Below are 17,809 nucleotides of genomic sequence, written 5' to 3' on the forward strand. Positions count from 1 at the left end.
GGCATGACACCCGGACCGGCACCATAGGCGCATGCTGGAGATTCGGGAACTACGCAAGCTCTTCGGGAGCAAGCTGGCCTTGGACGGGATCGGGTTCGCGGTCCGTCCGGGTGAGATGTTCGGGTTCGTCGGCGCCAACGGCGCGGGCAAGACCACGACCATGCGCATCGTGATGGGCGTGCTCGAGCCCGACTCCGGCTCGGTGCACTGGGAGGACAGGCCGCTGGGATTCGCCGACCGGCGGCGTTTCGGCTACATGCCTGAGGAGCGGGGGCTCTACCAGAAGATGCGGGTGGCCGAGCAGGTCGAGTACTTCGGCCGGCTGCACGGCCTCGGCCCCGGCAAGGCCCGCAAGGCCGCGGACGACCTGCTGGAGCGGTTGTCGCTGACCGAGCGCCGCGGGGACGCGGTCGAGGCCCTGTCGCTGGGCAACCAGCAGCGCGTGCAGCTGGCGGTGGCGCTGGTGCACGACCCCGAGGTGCTGATCCTGGACGAGCCGTTCTCCGGGCTGGACCCGATCGCGGTGGACGCGCTGGCGACGGTGCTGCAGGAGCGGGGCCGCGGCGGGGTGCCGGTGATCTTCTCCAGCCACCAGCTCGAACTGGTCGAGCGGCTGTGCGATTCGGTGGGCATCGTCTCGGGCGGGCGGATGGTCGCCTCGGGGACGGTCGGCGACCTGCGCGCCGCCGAGGGCCGCACGCTGCGGGTGGTCGTGCGCGACCCGGCGCCCGGCTGGGCCGACGGGCTGCCCGGCTCGGTGACCGTCAACGGCGACCGGCAGGTGCTGCTCGCCCAGAACGGCGACGACCAGGAGATCCTGCGCCGCGCGATCAAGGCGGGCCAGGTCGAGCACTTCGGCCTCGAGCAGCCGTCCCTCACCGAGATCTTCAAGGAGGCCGTGGCATGAACGGCATGATGCTGGTCGCCCGCCGCGAGATCACCACCCACATCCGGACCAAGGCCTTCGTCATCGGCCTGCTCATCACGGCCGTGCTGGTGGGCGCGGTGGCGTTCGCGCCCAAGGTGTTCGGCGGTCCCGACTCCTACAAGCTGGGCACGGTCAACTCCCAGAAGCTGCCCCTGCAGGACCCCGGCGCGAAGATCGAGTGGAAGAGCTTCCCCGACGAGGCCGCCGCCAAGAAGGCGGTGCTGGCGGGCGACGCCGACGCCGTGATCGTCGACGGCACCAAGGTGATCTCCGACGGGGAGCTCGAGTCCAAGCTCGCCGTTCTGTTGCAGAGCGCCAACCGCGAGGTCAAGCTGGGTGCGGCGGGGGTGAAGATCGCGCCGCTCGCGCTGGAGTCGGTGGGCCAGGACACCCGCTACCAGGCCGCCCGCACGGGCATCGCCGTGACGCTGGTCGTCGTCCTCTTCATGCTGCTCATCGGACAGGCCATGATGGTCGCGATGGGCGTCGTGGAGGAGAAGGGCAGCCGCATCGTGGAGATCCTGCTCACCTCGGTCAGGCCGTGGCAACTGCTCGGCGGCAAGATCATCGGACTGGGCGCGCTCGGGTTGATCAACCTGTGCACGATCCTGGTGGTGGGTGTGACCGCCTCGAAGGTCTCCGGCGTGGCCATGGACTTCCCGCCGGGGATGGTCGGGATCGTGGCCGGCGTGCTGGGCTGGTTCGTGCTGGGTTATGCCTTCTTCGCCACGCTCGCGGCCGCGCTGAGCTCGCTGGTCTCGCGCCAGGAGGAGGTCAGCAACGTGATGACGCCTCTCACGATGCTGATCATGGTGACCTACTTCGCCGCCTTCTACGCCACCTTCGAGCCGACCGGGACGCTCGCCCAGGTGCTGTCGTTCATCCCGCCGTTCTCCTCGATGGTGATGCCGGTGCGGATGGCCGCGGTGGACGTGCCGCTCTGGCAGGCCGGCATCGCGGCGGTGCTGATGCTGGCCGCCGTGGCGGGGGTGCTGTCGATCGGGGCCAAGGTCTACCAGCGAGCCGTCCTGCGCACGGGGGCCAGGGTGAAGCTCGCCGACGTCCTGCGCGTTCGCTAGATGGAGGCGATCGGGCGAGCCCGGCGGCTCACCAGCATGATGCTCAACAGCATGCTGGTGGTCGCCTGGCTCATGGTGGTGGCGATGTCCGCCGCCTCGCTGGCCGAGGGTGTGACGACCTGGCCACTGCTGGTGCCGGCCGTGCTCGCCGGGATCGCCTTCTCCTGGTTCTTCCTGCGCATCACCGGCGCGGCGATCGAGCACCGGTACGCCACCCGCGAGGTCGTGGCGGCCGGTGCCCTGGCCGTGGTGGCCGCGGCGCTGGGCGGCGCCGACCCGATGGGCTGGGGCGTTCTGCCCGTGGCCTGGCTCTCCGTGGCCGTGCTCGGCGTCAGCAAGCGCCAGGCCCAGCTCGTCGGGCTCGCCACGTTCGTGGTCTGCGGCGCGCTGAGCGTGCTCGGCATCCTCACAGGCCGCAGCCTGTTCAGCGTCGGCGGCGGGTCGCTCTGGTCGTCCATCGCCGTCTCCTGCCTGGTCTACGCGATCTGGTGCCTGGCCATGCCAGGCTCCAACCGCATGTGGGCCTGGATCTGGCGCCTGGCCAACGAGGCGCACGAGGGCCGCGAGGCGCACGCCAGGCTGGCGGTGGCCGAGGAGCGGCTGCGCTTCGCCAGGGACCTGCACGATCTGGTCGGCCACCAGCTGTCCGCGATCGCCGTCAAGGCCGAGCTGGCCGTACGGCTGGCAGAAGCGGGACCGGCCAGGAGCGAGATGACCGAGGTGAACGCGCTGACCCGCCAGGCCCTGCGGGAGCTGCGGCAGGCGGTGCGCGGATACCGCGAGCTGGACCTGTCGGCCGAGCTGGGCAGCGTCCGCGGCGTGCTGGAGGCGGCCGGAGTGCGGTGCGAGCTCAACCTGCCCTACCGGGACCTGCCCGAAGGCCTGGCCCCCGTGTTCGCCTACGCGGTCAGGGAGGCGGTCACCAACGTGCTCAAGCACAGCACGGCCACCTACTGCGGTATCACGCTGCGCTTCACCCAGGAAGAGGCGGAGCTCGTGGTCCGCAACGACGGGGTGGCCCGTCGTCAGGCCGCCGACCTGGGCAGCGGGCTCACCGGGATGGGGGAGCGGCTGGCGGCGGTGGGCGGGAAGCTCACGGCCCGGCCCACCGGTGACGGCCAGTTCGTGTTGAACGCGGTTGTTTCACTCCCGATTCGTGGGTAGGGGGTAGACCCGAAGGGTGTGAGCAGGGAGGTGGCATGCGAGTCCAGGGCGATCCCCGCGCCCGGGTGGTGCGGGTCGGTGCCCGCCTCGACGCCGGGACCTCGGCCGGAGTACGCCCGCGCCTGCACGACGCGGTCGACTCGGGCACGGGCGACCTGATCCTCGACCTCTCCCGGTTGGAGATGATCGACGCCACCGGTCTCGGCGTGCTCGTCGGGACGCACCGGCGCGCGATGAGCGCCGAGCGGCGCCTGATCCTGCGCGGCGTTCCGCCGCGCATCATGCGGATACTCGCGGTGACGCGGCTGAATCGAGTGCTCAACGTCGAGGTTACGCACGCCGCCGTGGCGTGAGACTCGTGCAAATGCAATTGCACGGAAATCCCGCGGGCGGTGAGAGTTCGAAAATGATGTGAAAAGCGGCGCGAAATCTCGCGCCGCGTGATCAATCCATCACGTCGCACCGAGCGATCGGCCGAAGATGTGCACGGCCACGCCGACGAGCTCTTCGGTCTCGGGCTGTTCGTCGGCCAGCAGCCATTCGATGAGCAGCTCTTGCAGCGCTCCAATTACACCGAGTGTGAGCAGCCGCCGATTGAGCCGCGCGGGCTGCGGGAATTCGGCGGAGGCCTCTTCGATGAGGCGCGCGAAGGCGTCCACGGCACGCTGCCTCGACAGCGATAGCACATCGCCTGACCTGCGCACCTCCACGTGCATGATGCGGGCGCGACGCCAGTCGGCGGTGGCGAATTCGACGTAGGCGCGAATCCCTGCCTGCACTCTGGCGGCCAGCGTGCTCGGCGCGTCCTGTAACGCTTTGGCCACGGCGGCCAGCGTTTCGTCGACACACCGTTCGTGCAGCGCCTGAAGCAGTTCCTCGCGCCCGCCGAAACATTCGTAGAAGGCGCGGTTGGAGATCCGCGCCTCCGAGCACAGCCTTTCGATCGTCGTCGCCGCGAATCCAGGCTTGGCGTAGAGCGTGTACGCGGCTGTCATCAGCCGCTCGCGCCTATCAGCCAGCCTTTGCTCTGCTGTCATTCCCCGGTAAGACCGGTTCACATTCCACCCGTCCAACATGATCGTGGCCCCCAGAGCACACAATTATGGACGGATGATCCCTTATAGGAAAGAGTGTGAACATTACCTCTTTCGTCGACCATGCAAGAACGTGACGAGTCTGATCAGCCGGTCAAGCTCTTCCTGGCCGCGGGAGAACGAGGTCAGGTTCATGCCGGGCAGGGCGAAGCGCTGCCGGGATACGGCCTTCGGCCTGGCGAATTCGCGCAGCCCGTCTGCGCCGTGGATGCGCCCGAACCCCGAGTCGCCCACCCCGCCGAACGGCAGCGCGGGAACCCCGGCGAAGGAGATGACCGAGTTGATCGCCGTCATTCCGGTCCGCATCGCCCTGGCCAGCTCCATGGCCCGCCGGGCGTTGCGCGAGAAGATCGTGCCCGCCAGCCCGTAGGCCGAGGCGTTGGCCAGATTCAGCGCCTCCTGGGCGTCCCTGGTCCGCCTGACCGTGATCGTCGGGCCGAACGTCTCCTCCCGTACGGCAGGCGAGTCCTCGGGCACGTCCTCCACCACGACAGGATCGACATACGGCGCGCGGACCGACTCCGGCCCACCGGTCACGATTTTTCCGGTCTTGGTGGCGTCGTCGATGTGGCGCCGGATGATGTCCAGCTGCCCCGGCATGGTGATCGGGCCGTAGTGCTCCCCGGCCTTGACCCTGGCCACCCGCTCGGTCAGCTCCCGCATGAACGGCTCGTAGACCGCGTCGACCACGTAGACCCGCTCGACGCCCACGCACGTCTGGCCCGCGTTCGACATCGCGCCCCACAGGCACGCCTCCGCCGCGGCCGGCAGGTCGGCGTCGGAGTCCACGATGAAGGCGTCCTTGCCGCCGCACTCGGCCACGATCGGGGTCAGGTTCTCCGCGCAGGCGGCCATGACCCGCTTGGCCGTCGCGGTCGACCCGGTGAAGGCGATCTTCTTGACCCGCGGGTCCTTGGCCAGGAACGCGCCGGTCTCCCCGAGGCCCGTCACGGTCTGGAACACCGGCTGCTCGGGCACGGACTCGGCGAACAGCTCGGCCAGCCGTACGCCCACCCCTGGGGTGAGCTCGCTCGGCTTGAAGACTACCGCGTTGCCCGCGGCCAGGGCGTAGGCGATCGAGCCCATCGGGGTGAAGACCGGGTAGTTCCACGGGCCGATCACGCCCACCACGCCCAGCGGCAGGTACTCCAGCGTGGCCGACAGGTTCATGCCGATCATGCCGGTCGCGACGCGGCGGCGGCCGAGGACCTTCTGCGCGTGCTTGGCCGCCCAGTCGAGGTGCGTGATGGCCAGCACGATCTCCAGCGTGGCGTCGCCGACCGGTTTGCCGGTCTCCTCGTGGACGAGCCGCGCCAGCTCCCTGAGGTCGCGCGTGATGACGGCCTTGTAGTCGAGCAGGCGGCGCCTGCGCTCGGCGGGGCCGATCCCGGCCCACCAGGCCGCAGCCTCCTCCGCCCTGCCGACCGCCTCGTGCACGGCCTCGGCGCTCTGCTGGGGATGGCTGCCGACGACCTGACCGGTCGCCGGATTCAGGGAGTCGAACGTCAGCGTCGTCATGGCCGCCACGATAACTCCGTAAGCTATCGCTTACTAGGTCTCCACATGCCCCACATCGGTGGCCCGTCGGGCAGGTCGACGCGCTCGGTGACGGTGAAGCCGTAGTGCTCGTAGATCGGGACGTTCGACTCCTTGCTGCTCTCCAGGTAGGCGGCCAGCCCTTCGGCGTCGACGCGGGCCAGACCCGCCCGCATCAGCTCGCCGCCCACGCCGGATCCCTGGGCCTCGGGCACCACGCCGATCTGGGCCAGGTACCAGTGCGGCTCCTTCGGGCGGTGGGCGGCCAGGGCCTCCTCCAGCAGCATGCCGTGGCTCACCCGGTCGCCCATGGCCTCGACGAAACCGGGGATGGCGCCCTCCATGTCACCTTCATGGCCCGGCGGGTCCCACAGCGCGGCCCCTGCCATCACGTCGTCGCGGTAGGCCAGGTCGGCCAGCGCGTGCTGGTAGCGGGCCAGCGTGGCGAACATCAGCGCAGAACCCTTGCCCCCGGGCAGCATCCACAGGATCACCGGGTCGTCGTGGAAGGCCCTGGCCAGCACCTCGCCGAGCTCGACGGTGTCCTGGTCCTTGTCCGCCGATCGGATCATCAGTCCTCCAGCCAGGTGCCGTGGAAGCCCGCGGGCACGCGCCGCGGTAGCCGTACCGACGCTACCCGCGAAAGGTCCGCGGCGTGCAGGACCAGCAGCTCGGACGTTTCGCCCGAGGTCACGATCGACAGCAGCCAGCCGTCGTCCTCGGCGTCGGAGGCGGGCACGAAGACCGCCTCGCCGGTGTCGCCGCCGGTCTGCCTGACCTGGGCCTCGCCGGTGCGCTGGTCGTACTTGACGACGCTCTCCTTGCCGACCGTGTACAGGTAGCGGCTGGCGGTGCCGCACAGGTCGTCCCTGTACGTCGGGAACTCGATCGTGCGGTCGTCCAGCGGCTCCTCGGTCACCGTGCCGGTGCGCGGGTCGAGCGTCCACCGGTGCAGGGACGCGCCGCCCTGCCTGGCCGCCTGCCTGGCCGGGTCGTTGCTCCCGCCGATGCGCCGCCACGTGCCCGCGAACGACTCGCCGGAGTAGCGGGCCGCGTTCAGCACGATGCGTCCCTGCTCGTCCTCCCAGGCGTTGCCCACGTGGAAGACGTAGCAGGGGTCCACCTCGAACCACCGGGTCGGGCCGCCCGCGCGCGGCGTCACGCCGATCCGCGCGCCGTAGGACTCCTCCCAGTCGTAGGGCATGCCGGGCCTGTTCAGGTCGAAGACCACCGGCAGGTCCAGCCACAGCAGGTGGTGCTCGGTGACGGCGAAGTCGTGCATCATCGTGGACGCCGGGACCTCGATCTCCCGGGACTCCACCAGCTCGCCCGCCTTCGACAGCCGGTGGTAGGTCAGGAACGGCGGCATGAACCCGTAGCCGAAGAAGTGCAGCTCGCCGGTGACCGGGTCCTGCTTGGGGTGGGCGGTCATCGCCGTCGTCAGCCGCCCGCCGAAGTCACACGGGCCCACCGTCGCCAGCTCCGGCGTCATCTCGTACGGCAGGCCGTTCTCGACCAGCGCGAAGATGCGCTCGGAGTGCCGGATCACGCTGGTGTTGGCCGTCACGGCGGACAGGTCGAGGCCGGTGTCGGTGATGAATTTGGCGTTGTCGGTGAATTTCCGGGTCTTCACCCAGCGGTTGCGGTACCACTCGGCCCTGCCGTCCCTGAGCCGGATGCCGTGCAGCATGCCGTCGCCGACGAACCAGTGCCCGGGGTCGTCGCCCGGCTTCGGGTTGGGGCCGTTGCGGAAGTACCTGCCGGTCAGCTCGTCGGGCAGCTTTCCGTCGACGGGCAGGTCGTGCGCGTCGATCTCGTCGGGGACCGGGGCCAGGTTGCCGCTCAGGTAGCTGGGCATCATCGCAATACTCCAATCTTGATAGGTCAAACGTAGAAGCTCCACATACGACCTGTCAATATTGGAATGACGGGCAATGGCGCCGCCTGGGCAGGGTTTTCATGCGACCCGACCCAGGCCGGTTCCGTGCGCCGTGGCGGTGGGTCAGCGGCCCCGACTCGCCGCAAGCGCCGGTCGCGGGTCCTCAGCCGGAGTGCGGCGGGCGGTCGGTGGGGTGGCTTGCCGTACCTCTCAGAAGAGGGTTGGGTTCTCCGGCTCGATGCCGCGCAAGGCGGCGTAGTCGAGGGTGACGCAGTCGATGCCGCGGTCGGTGGCCAGGACGCGGGCCTGGGGCTTGATCTCCTGGGCGGCGAAGACGCCGCGGACGGGGGAGAGCAGCGGGTCGCGGTTGAGCAGCTCGAGGTAGCGCGTGAGCTGCTCGACGCCGTCGATCTCGCCGCGGCGCTTGATCTCGACGGCGACCGTGGCGCCCGTGGCGTCGCGGCAGAGGATGTCGACGGGGCCGATCGCCGTCATGTACTCGCGGCGGATCAGCGAGTAGCCCTCGCCGAGCGTGGTGATGTGCTCGGCCAGCAGCTCCTGCAGGTGGGCCTCGACGCCGTCCTTGATCAGGCCCGGGTCGACGCCGAGCTCGTGCGAGGAGTCGTGCAGGATCTCGTCCATGGTCAGGACGAGCTTCTCGCCCGTCTTGCCGTGCGTGACGGTCCAGGTCCCGCCGTCCTCCTTGAGCTTGCACGGCGGGTTCATCCAGTTCAGCGGCTTGAAGGCGCGGTCGTCGGCGTGAATGCTCACGCTTCCGTCTGCCTTGATGAGCACGAGCCTGGGCGCCATCGGCAGGTGTGCCGTGAGCCGTCCGATGTAATCCACGCTGCATCGCGCGATGACCAGCCGCATGACCGTCAACCCTAGCGGCTCTGGAAAACTGGACGCATGGCGTTCGACAGGGTGGGAGTTGTCGGTCTCGGCACGATGGGGGCCGGGATCGCGGAGGTGTTCGCGCGGGCAGGGATCCGGGTGATCGGGGTCGAGGCGGACGCCGAGGCTCTGGCCAGGGGGCGTGGGCACCTGGAGAGGTCCACCGGGCGGGCGGTCGACAGGGGCAAACTGACCGCCGTCGAGCGCGAGGAGATCCTCGGGCGCGTCACGCTCACCACCTCGCGGGGCGACCTGCGCGAGGCCGATCTCGTGGTCGAGGCGATTCCCGAGGTGCTGGAGTACAAGCTCGCGCTGTTCGGGGAGCTCGACCGGATCTGCAAGCCGTCGGCCGTGCTGGCCACCAACACCTCCTCGCTGCCGGTGACCGCGCTGGCCGCTGCCACGGGACGGGCGTCGCAGGTCGTCGGCCTGCACTTCTTCAATCCGGCTCCGGTGATGCGGCTGGTCGAGGTCGTGGGGACGGTGGTGACGGCACCCACGGTCCTGTCCGACATTGGGGATTTGTCAGCAAATTTGGGTAAGCGGGCGATCGTGGTCGGGGATCGGGCCGGGTTCGTCGTGAACCGGCTGCTGCTGCCCTACCTGAACCACGCCGCCCAACTGCTCGAGCTGGGAGTGGCCGACCGTGACGGCGTCGATGCGGCCGTCAAGCTCGGCGCGGGGCTGCCGATGGGGCCGTTCACGCTGCTCGACCTGATCGGGCTCGACACCGCCTACGAGATCATGGGCGCGCTCTTCGACGAGACGCGCTCGCTGCGGCACGCACCCTCGCCGCTGCTGCGGGAGCTGGTCGGCGCCGGGCTGCTCGGGCGCAAGAGCGGGCGCGGCTTCTACGCGCCCGCCGAGGAGCCCGCGAAGCCTGGCGACAAGTCGGACGTCGCGACCTTCGCCGTGCAGGGCTCTCCCTCGCTGGCGGTACGGCTGGCCGAGGCGGGTTTCAAGGAGTCCGACGACCCGGACGTCGTTCTGCACGTGGGGGATCGGCCGGTCGTGGAGCATGCCGTACGGCTGGCGCGGCCCGAGCGGCTGGTGGGGGTGCACCTGGCGGAGCCCGTGGTGGAGCTCGCGTCGACCGTGCTGACCTCCGCCGAGGCGGCGCTGGCGGCCCGGGATCTGATGACCGTGATCGGGCTGACGCCGGTGGCCTGCAAGGACCGGGCGGGGTTCGTGCTCGACGCCCTGATTTTTCCGTACTTGAACGACGCCGTCCGGATGTACGAGTCCGGGTACGCCTCGATCGACGACATCGACACCGCCATGCGGCTGGGCTGCGGATACCCGCACGGCCCCTTCGAGACGCTGGAGTCGCTGGGCCTGGCCCGGGTGCGCGACGGCCTGCGCGCCCTCTACGCCGAGTACCGTGAGCCGGCCTTCGCACCCGCGCCGCTGCTCGACCAGCTCGTCACCGCCGGGCTCACCACCTTCCCGCGCCCATGAGCCCGCGCCGCGCCCGCCGCAAGGAATCCCCCGCGCCGCCGCTGTCCGCCCGGGGTGTCGACCGGGTCGAGGAATGGCCGGACGGCGAGTGGAAGGTCAGAATGCTCAGAGGCTCGGGCAAGGCATACCGCTGCCCCGGCTGCGACCAGGAGATCCCCGCCGGTCAGCCCCACCTGGTCAGCTGGCCCAACTGGCCGGGCGGCGACGACGAACGCCGCCACTGGCACACGACCTGCTGGCGCAAACGCCTCGACCGCGGCCCCGGCCGCTCCCGCTACTGACCTCCGGCGCTCGCCGGGCGCCCAATCGCTCCCCGCGCTTCAGGCTTCCGTGCTTCAGGCCCTCGCGCTTCGGGACCCTTGGGCTTCGGAAGCTTCGCGTTTCGCAACCCTGCGCCTCGGGATCGCTCGCGCTTCAGGACCCCGGTGCATTGGGATCTCCGCGTCTTGGTCCGCGGGTTCGTCCCGCGCCGGGGTCGGCGAGGAGGGGGCGGTGGTTGTCCGGCGCCTTGTACGGCGGGCCAGGGGGACCGTGGTGCCCGCGTCACGAAGCGTCGTGACGGCGAGCAAGCGTCCCCGACTCGCCGGAAGCGCCGCTCGCGGGCCCTCAGCCGGAGTACGGCGGGCGGCCGGTTGCGGCGGCTTGCCGTACAAGATCAGCCTCAGAACAACGCCCTCGGAACAGGGCCGGAGCCGTGGGGAGACCCTTGCCGACTGCGCACACCGGCGCGGCCACTACCGTAGGGTCTCGGACCGCGGCCATAAGCGAAGGGACGAACGTGGAGATTCGCGCGGCGACCGTGCTGCCCGCCCGGCGTGAGCCCATCGAACTGCACACGGGCGACGGCCTGACGCTGGTCGGCGAGCTGGCCCAGCCGCTGGACAAACCGCCGGTGGCCACACTCGTCACGCTCCACCCGTTGCCCACGCACGGCGGCTTCATGGACAGCCACATCTTCAAGAAGGCCGCCAACCGCCTGCCCGCTCTCGCCGACCTGGCGGTGCTCCGCTTCAACACCCGCGGCACGTCCTCGGAGCGTGGCACCTCCCAGGGCACCTTCGACGGTGGGGAGGGGGAGCGCTTCGACGTGCTGGCGGCACTGGAGTACGCCGAATTCCACGACCTCCCCCACGTGTGGGTGGTCGGCTGGTCCTTCGGCACGGAACTCGCCCTCAAGTGGGCCCACGACCCCCTCGTGGAAGGCGCCATCCTCCTGTCGCCGCCGCTCCACCGCGCCACGGACGCCGACCTGGACGCCTGGGCCGCCTTCGGACGCCCCCTGGTGGTCCTGGTCCCGGAGTTCGACGACTACCTCCGCCCGGACGAGGCCCGCCGCCGCTTCGCCAGAGTCCCCCAGGCAGAGGTCATCGGGGTGGACGGCGCCAAACACCTCTGGGTAGGCGAACCCTACGTCCGCACAGCCCTCAACCAAATAGTCCGCCACGTAAACCCCACCGCCCACCCCCTCCCCACCGAGCTCTAACCCGCACCCCCGAACCCCAGCACGCGGAACTGAGATGGCCGTGGCACGAAGCGGGGCCCGCACCCGCCGCCCAGTCGTGTGAGGCGTCCCGCATCCGCCGCTCAGTCGGGTGAGGTGTCCTGCACCCGCCGCCCAGTCGTGTGAGGCGTCCCGCACTTGCCGCCCCAGCGTAGGGACCCACCCCGCCCACGCCAGCTCAAGCGAAGCGAGGCGACGCAGGATGCCCACGCCGCCCCGTCGGGTGACCCACCAGGCGCCGGGTCGGTGGGGCGTGGGTCGGCGGCGATCGGCGCCCTCGTACGGCGACCCACCCGCACAAGCCCAAGCACCCGCACCCGGCGAGTCCCAATGCCCGGAAAGTCCTAGCGCCCGGCATGCGCTCGCGTCTCCCATCGGGGTGGCGCCTTGGGCGAGAGCCCGTCGGGCGCCAGGTCGGTGGTCGGTGCCCTCGTACGGGGGCTCGTCGCGCAGGCCCCAGTGTGCGGCAAGCGTTCGCGTGTGAACCCGCGTCTTGGAAGGGCGGTTCGTGGTGGTTGGATGGGGAGTGGGTTTGTAGAATCTTGTTCGGTCGGCTTAGGAGGCGGGATGGGTGCGTTCGGGTTGGCGGGTAGGAAGGCCCTGGTGACCGGGGCGTCCAAGGGGATCGGGCGGGCGATCGCGCTCGCGTACGCCGAGGCGGGCGCCGACGTGGCGCTCGTGTCGCGGTCCGCCGAGGCGCTGTCCGAGGTGGCCAAGGAGGTCGAGGCGCTGGGACGGCAGGCCGTGGTGATCCCCGCAGACCTGACCGATCGCGAGGCCGCCGCCGCGTCCGTGCACGCCGCGATCGAGGGCCTGGGCCACGTGGACATCGTGGTCAACAACGCCGGAGGGTCGAACTTCCTGGTCGAGTTCAAGGACCTGCGCCTGTCCGGCTGGGACAAGCTGATGCGCCTCAACCTCGACTCCGCCATGACCGTCTGCCACACGATCGCCCCGCACCTGCTGGAGCGCCGCACCGGGTCGGTCATCAACGTCGCGTCCGTCGCCGCGCTGGGCGCGCCGTTCCTGGCACCGTACGCGGCCGCCAAGGCGGGCCTGGTGGCCCTGACCAAGACCCTGGCGGTCGAATGGGCCGCCGCCGGCGTACGCGTCAACGCCCTGTGCCCCGGCTGGACCGCCACCGACCTCAACAGGAACCTCTGGGAAGACGAGTCCGCCGGCGCCTCCACGGTCGCCGGCGTCCCGATGCGCCGCTGGGGCACGCCCGAGGAGATGGCCCACCCGGCCGTCTTCCTCGCCAGCGACGCCTCCGCCTACATGACCGGCCAGGTCCTCTTCATCGACGGCGGCGCCACAGCGATCTAACCGATCCACCTCTCCCCACCGCACGGCCCCTGCCCTCCGCTTCCGTACGGCAGGCCGCCACCGCCCGCGCGCTTGAGCATGCTCGGGCACATGCCGGGCTGGGTGTTGTACGGCATGCCGCTACCGTCTACAGGCTCGGCACATATCGGGCTCGGTGTTGTAGGGCATGCCGCTATCGTCTACCGGCTCGGGCATGTGTCGGGCTCGATGTTGTACGGCATGCCGCCGCCACCCGCCGCCCGCCGCACTCCGGCTGAGGACCCGCGCCCGGCGCTCCCGGCGAGTCGATGCCGCTACCTCGCCGCCACGCCACTACGTAACCCATCCACCGCGGTCCCTTGCCACTGCCCGCCACGCCACCACGCAACCCATCCACCACGGCCCCCCTTGCTCCCGCCCACCGGGGTTCTTCCGACCCCGGGCACCACGGTCCCTGAACCGCCGTACGAAGCGCCGGTCGTCCGCCGTACGCCTTCTCGCCGACCCCGGCGCGTGGTGGCCGGGCGTCGTGGGGTGGGTTGCTGGGCTTCGCCGTACGGGGGGCGCCGGTCGACCGCCATACGCCTTCTCACTGACCCCGGCGCGTGGTGGCCGGGCGCCGGGGCGTGGAGGTCGGGTGCCGGGGTTTTGTCAGGCGCCGGGTCGGCGGGGTGGTGGGCGGGAGGAGGCGGCGCCATGTGCGGTGGGTGGCCGGGGCCGGGGGGCCACGGTTGCGGGTGGCGTTGCGGCGGGGAGTGGCATCGACTCGCCGGGGGCGCCGGGCGCGGGTCCTCAGCCGGAGTGCGGTGGGCGGCCGTGGGCGGGGGCTTGCCGTACATGAGGAAGAGACCTGTCGAACGGGAGGAAGCTGCAGCCCTGAAGAGGAAGCGCCTGAGGAAGTGGTGCCGTATGAGCGCGGAGGAAAGAGGCGGCGCTGGTAACGAGAAGGGAGAGGCGCTTGTCAGAAGGAGTGAGGGGGCTAACGTTTGGTCCGTGCAGCTCTACACGAGATCAGCCGGGACCGGGATCCCGGTCGTACTGCTACACGCGTTCCCCCTGTCCTCGGCGATGTGGCTGGCGCAGCGGGAAGGGCTGGCGCGTGCGTGCCGGGTGGTCACGCCCGACCTGCGGGGGTTCGGGGGCTCGCGGCTGGGGGCCGACGAGCCGTCGCTCGACCTGATGGCCGACGACGTCGCGGCGCTGCTGGACGAGGAGGGCATCGACCGGGCGGTGGTCGGCGGGCTGTCGATGGGCGGCTACGTGACGATGGCGTTCTGCCGCAGGCATCCTGATCGGGTGATGGGCGTGATCCTGGCCGACACCAAGGCCTCGCCCGACCCGCCACCCGCGCAGGAGAACCGGGAACGCATCGCCAGGGCCGTGCTCGAGGACGGCAGCGAGGTGCTGATCAGGGACGTCCTGCCGGCGCTGATCGGCAGGACGACCAGGGAGCGCAGGGCGATGGTCTTCGGCCGGGTCCGCGGGCTGGTGCAGTCTGCACCGCCGCAGGCGGCGGCGTGGGCGCAGCGGGCGATGGCGCGCCGTCCCGCCTCGTTCGAGACGCTGGCGGGGCTGAAGGTGCCCGCGCTGGTCGTGGTGGGCGAGGAGGACGAGCTGTCACCGTTGGCCGACGCCGAGGCGATGGCGCAGGCCGTGCCCGAGGGGCGGCTGGAGGTCATCCCCAAGGCCGGGCATCTGAGCGCGGTCGAGCAGCCTGAGGCGTTCAACGCCGCGGTGCTCGGGTTCCTCAACTCCGAGCTTGGCGGGGAAGCACGATCTCACGGATGACCAGCGCGATCGCGGCGGCCACCGGGATGGCCAGCAGCGCGCCCACGATCCCGAGGAGCGCGCCGCCGAACAGGGCCGCGATCACGGTCACGGCAGGGGTGACGTCCACCGAGCGCTTCATGACCCTCGGGTAGATGAGGTAGTTCTCGACCTGCTGGTAGACGATGAAGAAGATCGCGCAGGCGATGCCCGCGGGCACCGACTGCAGGAACGCCACCCCGGTCACGAGCACCGCGCCGATCGTGGCGCCGACCAGCGGAATCAGGTCCGTCAGCGCCACCACGAGGGCGAGCGCCAGCGCGTACTTCACGTCCGCGATCGACAGGAAGATCCACGTGAGCACGCCCGCGATGACCGAGATGAGCACGTTGCCCGCCACGTAGCCGCCGATGCCGTCCAGCACCTCCTCGGTGATGCGGCGCGTACGCTCCCTGCGGGAGGCGGGCACGAGCTTGAGCAGGTAGTCCTTGATCGTGTGCAGCGAGCCGAGGAAGTAGAGCATCAGCACCAGCAGCGTCACGCCGGTGAACACCCCGTTGAGCACCACCAGGCCCGCGCCCACCACGCCGCTGGCCAGCGCCGGCCCCAGCGTGCCCGTCACGAACGCGCGCAGCGTCGGCAGGATCTGGAAGTCGGCGTCCAGCTTGCGCAGCGTCGCGTTGCCGGTCAGCTCGTTGAAGTAGCCGGGAACGGCCGCGATGAACTCGGCCATCTGCTTGCTCACCGGTGGCACCACGGCGAGCCCGAACAGCACGAACGCCACGATCACGCCGGCGAACACGATGGAGATCGCGCCCCGCCTGGCCAGCCCGCGCCGCTGCAGCGCCTCCACCGCCGGGTTCAGCCCGACGGCCAGGAACATGGCCACCACGACCAGGATGATGACGCTCAGCGAGTGCACGATCATCTGCGCGATCGCGATCGCGGTCAGTACGCCGAGCCCGCCCACCAGCCCGAACAGGAACGGCCCCCGCCGCAGCGGTTTCCCCGGCAGCCCGTACGGCAGGGCCGCCTCATAGTCCGCCTCGGTGGATTCGCTCGTGGGCGCCACAGTGGTGGCGGACCGGGCATGCGGCACCCCGCCTGCGACAGCGGCGCCGCCGGACTCCGGTGCGGGTTCGGGGGGCACAGCGGGCTCCTCGGGATAGGGGGCGAACCGCATCGAGGACGGCCAGGCCGTACTCGCAAGCAAAAAGAGAGCCTAGCGACCATACCGGTCGCCAGGCTCTCTCCAGCCGTCATTCAGCCCCCGTGTAGGCGGTTACTACTCCTGCCACCACTCAGCGTCGTCCTCGGACTTGGCCTCCGCCTTGGCCGGAGCCGGGGCGGGCGCCGCCGCGGCGGGCTTGTCGTTGGCGGGTGCGGCGATCGCCGGCTTGGCCGGAGCGGCGGCCACCGGCTCGGGCTCCATGCCGGGCAGCGCGGCCCCACCGAGCAGCTGGCGCAGCTGGGCGAGGTGGCTGGTGATGCTGTCGCGCTGGCGGGTGAGCTCGTCGACCTGGCGCTGCATCGAGGTGCGGGTGCGCTCGGCCTCGTTCTTGGCCTCGGTGGTGATCGTCTCGGCGCTGCTCTTGGCCTCGGCCACGATCTGCTCCGAGCTCTTGCGAGCGTTGGCGACCAGCTGCTTGGCGTGCAGGTCCGCCTCGCGGCGGGTCTGATCGGCCTGCTGGGTGGCCTTGGTGGCCCGCGACTCGGCGGTCGCGGCGCGCTGCTCGGCCTCGGCGACCAGCTTCTGCGTCGCGGCCTGCGCGGTGGCGTGGCGCTCGGCCTCCTGGCGCTCGGCCTCCTCGCGCCGGGCGGCCAGCTGGATCTCGAACTCCGCCTCGTCCTGCGCCCGCTTGGCCTCGGACTCCTCCAGGACCCGCTGCGCCTGCGCCCGCATCTCATCGGCCTGGCGCTTGGCCGTGGTGAGCACCTCGTCGCGCTCGCGCTTGGTCGAGGCCCGCAGCTGGGCCACCTCGCGCTCGGTCGTGGTGCGCAGCTTGGCGATCTCACGCTCGGCGTCGGCGCGCTTCTCGGCCACCTCGTGGTCGGCGGTGGCCCGCAGCTTGGCCGCCTCACGCTCGGTCGTGGCGGTCAGCTCGTCGGACTCGCGCCTGGCGGTCGAGCGGATCTCCTCGGCCTCCCGCTCGGCGGTCGTGCGCATGTCGTCGCTCTCGCGCGTGGCCTGGGCGCGCTTGTCAGCGGCCTCCGACTCGGCGGCTGCTCGCAGGTCGGCGGCCTCCACCTTGGCCGCGGCCTTGATCTCGTTGGCCTCGGACCTAGCGGCCTGCACGAGCTCGGTCGCCTGCTCCTCGGCAAGCCTGAGCAACTGCTCGATGCGGGCGCCGAGACCGGAGTAGGTGGGCCGCTCCTGTTCCTGGAGCTGGCGCTGGGAGTCGGACAGGTCACGCTGGAGGGAGCCGACCTGCTCGCGGGACTGGCGCAACTCGTTGTCGAGCTGCTTCAAATGGTCGTGGACCTGGTGCCGGTCATAACCGCGGAGCACGACGTCGAACTCGCGTGCTGGGGCATCCTCGAAGAAGTTGTTGAGCTGGGCGTCGATGTCGGACTGCATGGAGGCTCGATCCTGGGTTGTCGAGACGGCTACACGGGCCGGACGGGGGGTCGGGACATCCGAGCCAGGAGCCCATGCCTCACGGCAAGACCCATGTCCGGTGGAAGGCCAGCGTACTCCGCTGGTGCCGCCTTGGAGGCCCCGTCCAACTTTCTGCGTCACTAGTTACATACTGAACGTTTATTGCTGTTGCTATGGTCTGGCGGCTTGGACCAGTTCCGTGAGCATTCCTCCTACGTCCTTGGGGTGCAGAAACGCGATCGAGGAGCCCATGGACCCGTGCCGGGGACGCTCGTCGAGGAGCCTGACGCCCTTCTCCCCAATCTGCTCCATCGCCTGCGCGACGTCCGGGACGCCGAACGCGACATGGTGGACGCCTTCACCGCGCTTGGCCAGGTATTTTCCAACAGGCGAGTCTGCGGAGAGAGGCTCGAGGAGCTGGATGTAGGAGCCCCCGCCCTCGCCGTCGGCGATGTGGAGCATGGCCTCCTTGACCCCCTGCTCCTCGTTCACCTCGCGGGCCACCACCTCCAGGTCGAACAGCGAGGAGAAGAGCGCGATCTTCTCCTCCAGGTCGTGGCAGGCGATCCCGATGTGGTCGATGCGCATGAACATGTGTGGCCTAC

17 protein-coding genes are annotated in these 17,809 nt (G+C 70.4%); 9 read left to right on the top strand and 8 right to left on the bottom strand.

Going from position 1 to position 17,809, the window contains the following annotated elements; all coding sequences use genetic code 11:
• Nucleotides 1-31 precede the first annotated feature (31 nt).
• Genes KIK09_RS24125 through KIK09_RS24140 form a run of 4 tightly spaced genes read left to right on the top strand, consistent with a single transcriptional unit; the run spans nucleotide 32 to nucleotide 3,524 of the window.
• Complete coding sequence (locus tag KIK09_RS24125; protein ID WP_214321537.1) at nucleotides 32-907, top strand: ABC transporter ATP-binding protein; 876 nt, start codon at nucleotides 32-34, stop codon at nucleotides 905-907.
• Nucleotides 904-2,007: an ABC transporter permease gene (locus KIK09_RS24130; protein ID WP_214321538.1), complete on the top strand. Its 1,104-nt coding sequence runs from the start codon at nucleotides 904-906 to the stop codon at nucleotides 2,005-2,007. The genes KIK09_RS24125 and KIK09_RS24130 overlap by 4 nt, the downstream gene beginning before the upstream one ends.
• A complete protein-coding gene (locus KIK09_RS24135; protein ID WP_214321539.1) occupies nucleotides 2,008-3,171 on the top strand; it encodes a sensor histidine kinase in 1,164 nt (387 codons plus the stop codon).
• A gap of 35 nt (nucleotides 3,172-3,206) precedes the next feature.
• Nucleotides 3,207-3,524, top strand: a complete 318-nt coding sequence (locus KIK09_RS24140; RefSeq protein ID WP_214321540.1) for an STAS domain-containing protein — start codon at nucleotides 3,207-3,209, stop codon at nucleotides 3,522-3,524.
• A 99-nt stretch (nucleotides 3,525-3,623) separates the two neighbouring features.
• Here KIK09_RS24140 and KIK09_RS24145 read toward each other — a convergent pair whose 3' ends face one another.
• The 5 genes from KIK09_RS24145 to nucS all read right to left on the bottom strand — a co-directional run bounded on the left by KIK09_RS24145 (nucleotide 3,624) and on the right by nucS (nucleotide 8,553).
• On the bottom strand, nucleotides 3,624-4,166 hold the full coding sequence (locus KIK09_RS24145) for a TetR/AcrR family transcriptional regulator (protein WP_250573567.1): 543 nt from the start codon (nucleotides 4,164-4,166) through the stop codon (nucleotides 3,624-3,626).
• A 144-nt stretch (nucleotides 4,167-4,310) separates the two neighbouring features.
• Nucleotides 4,311-5,783 carry an aldehyde dehydrogenase family protein gene (locus tag KIK09_RS24150; protein ID WP_214321542.1) on the bottom strand — a complete coding sequence of 491 codons (1,473 nt, stop codon included), beginning with the start codon at nucleotides 5,781-5,783 and terminating at the stop codon, nucleotides 4,311-4,313.
• Nucleotides 5,784-5,806: 23 nt separating this feature from the next.
• Nucleotides 5,807-6,373: a GNAT family N-acetyltransferase gene (locus tag KIK09_RS24155; protein ID WP_214321543.1), complete on the bottom strand. Its 567-nt coding sequence runs from the start codon at nucleotides 6,371-6,373 to the stop codon at nucleotides 5,807-5,809.
• Nucleotides 6,373-7,662 (bottom strand): carotenoid oxygenase family protein, encoded by a 1,290-nt coding sequence (locus tag KIK09_RS24160; protein ID WP_250573568.1) that lies wholly within the window; start codon nucleotides 7,660-7,662, stop codon nucleotides 6,373-6,375. The genes KIK09_RS24155 and KIK09_RS24160 overlap by 1 nt, the downstream gene beginning before the upstream one ends.
• 228 nt (nucleotides 7,663-7,890) lie before the next feature.
• A complete protein-coding gene (gene nucS, locus KIK09_RS24165) occupies nucleotides 7,891-8,553 on the bottom strand; it encodes an endonuclease NucS (protein WP_214321544.1) in 663 nt (220 codons plus the stop codon).
• 36 nt (nucleotides 8,554-8,589) lie between these two features.
• Here nucS and KIK09_RS24170 point away from each other — a divergent pair, with 36 nt between their 5' ends.
• The 5 genes from KIK09_RS24170 to KIK09_RS24190 all read left to right on the top strand — a co-directional run bounded on the left by KIK09_RS24170 (nucleotide 8,590) and on the right by KIK09_RS24190 (nucleotide 14,626).
• Complete coding sequence (locus tag KIK09_RS24170) at nucleotides 8,590-10,032, top strand: 3-hydroxyacyl-CoA dehydrogenase NAD-binding domain-containing protein (RefSeq protein ID WP_214321545.1); 1,443 nt, start codon at nucleotides 8,590-8,592, stop codon at nucleotides 10,030-10,032.
• Nucleotides 10,029-10,313 carry an Rv1322 family protein gene (locus KIK09_RS24175; RefSeq protein WP_214321546.1) on the top strand — a complete coding sequence of 95 codons (285 nt, stop codon included), beginning with the start codon at nucleotides 10,029-10,031 and terminating at the stop codon, nucleotides 10,311-10,313. Before KIK09_RS24170 ends, KIK09_RS24175 begins: the two co-directional genes overlap by 4 nt.
• A 497-nt stretch (nucleotides 10,314-10,810) precedes the next feature.
• Entirely contained in the window at nucleotides 10,811-11,515 is a 705-nt protein-coding gene (locus KIK09_RS24180) for an alpha/beta hydrolase (RefSeq protein ID WP_214321547.1), read from the top strand.
• Between the two features lie 585 nt (nucleotides 11,516-12,100).
• Nucleotides 12,101-12,859 carry an SDR family NAD(P)-dependent oxidoreductase gene (locus KIK09_RS24185; protein WP_214321548.1) on the top strand — a complete coding sequence of 253 codons (759 nt, stop codon included), beginning with the start codon at nucleotides 12,101-12,103 and terminating at the stop codon, nucleotides 12,857-12,859.
• 972 nt (nucleotides 12,860-13,831) lie between these two features.
• Nucleotides 13,832-14,626 carry an alpha/beta fold hydrolase gene (locus KIK09_RS24190; protein WP_308164258.1) on the top strand — a complete coding sequence of 265 codons (795 nt, stop codon included), beginning with the start codon at nucleotides 13,832-13,834 and terminating at the stop codon, nucleotides 14,624-14,626.
• On the opposite strand, the gene KIK09_RS24195 is transcribed toward KIK09_RS24190, so the two are convergent.
• The 3 genes from KIK09_RS24195 to mce form a co-directional block, all read right to left on the bottom strand.
• Entirely contained in the window at nucleotides 14,586-15,755 is a 1,170-nt protein-coding gene (locus KIK09_RS24195) for an AI-2E family transporter (protein ID WP_308164259.1), read from the bottom strand. The two genes, KIK09_RS24190 and KIK09_RS24195, sit on opposite strands and share 41 nt — an antisense overlap.
• 135 nt (nucleotides 15,756-15,890) lie before the next feature.
• Nucleotides 15,891-17,183 carry a DivIVA domain-containing protein gene (locus tag KIK09_RS24200; RefSeq protein ID WP_214321550.1) on the bottom strand — a complete coding sequence of 431 codons (1,293 nt, stop codon included), beginning with the start codon at nucleotides 17,181-17,183 and terminating at the stop codon, nucleotides 15,891-15,893.
• Nucleotides 17,184-17,375: 192 nt separating this feature from the next.
• Complete coding sequence (gene mce, locus KIK09_RS24205; RefSeq protein ID WP_214321551.1) at nucleotides 17,376-17,798, bottom strand: methylmalonyl-CoA epimerase; 423 nt, start codon at nucleotides 17,796-17,798, stop codon at nucleotides 17,376-17,378.
• Nucleotides 17,799-17,809: the final 11 nt, after the last annotated feature.

Source organism: Nonomuraea sediminis, from assembly GCF_018531495.1.
Taxonomy (GTDB): Bacteria; Actinomycetota; Actinomycetes; order Streptosporangiales; family Streptosporangiaceae; genus Nonomuraea; species Nonomuraea sediminis.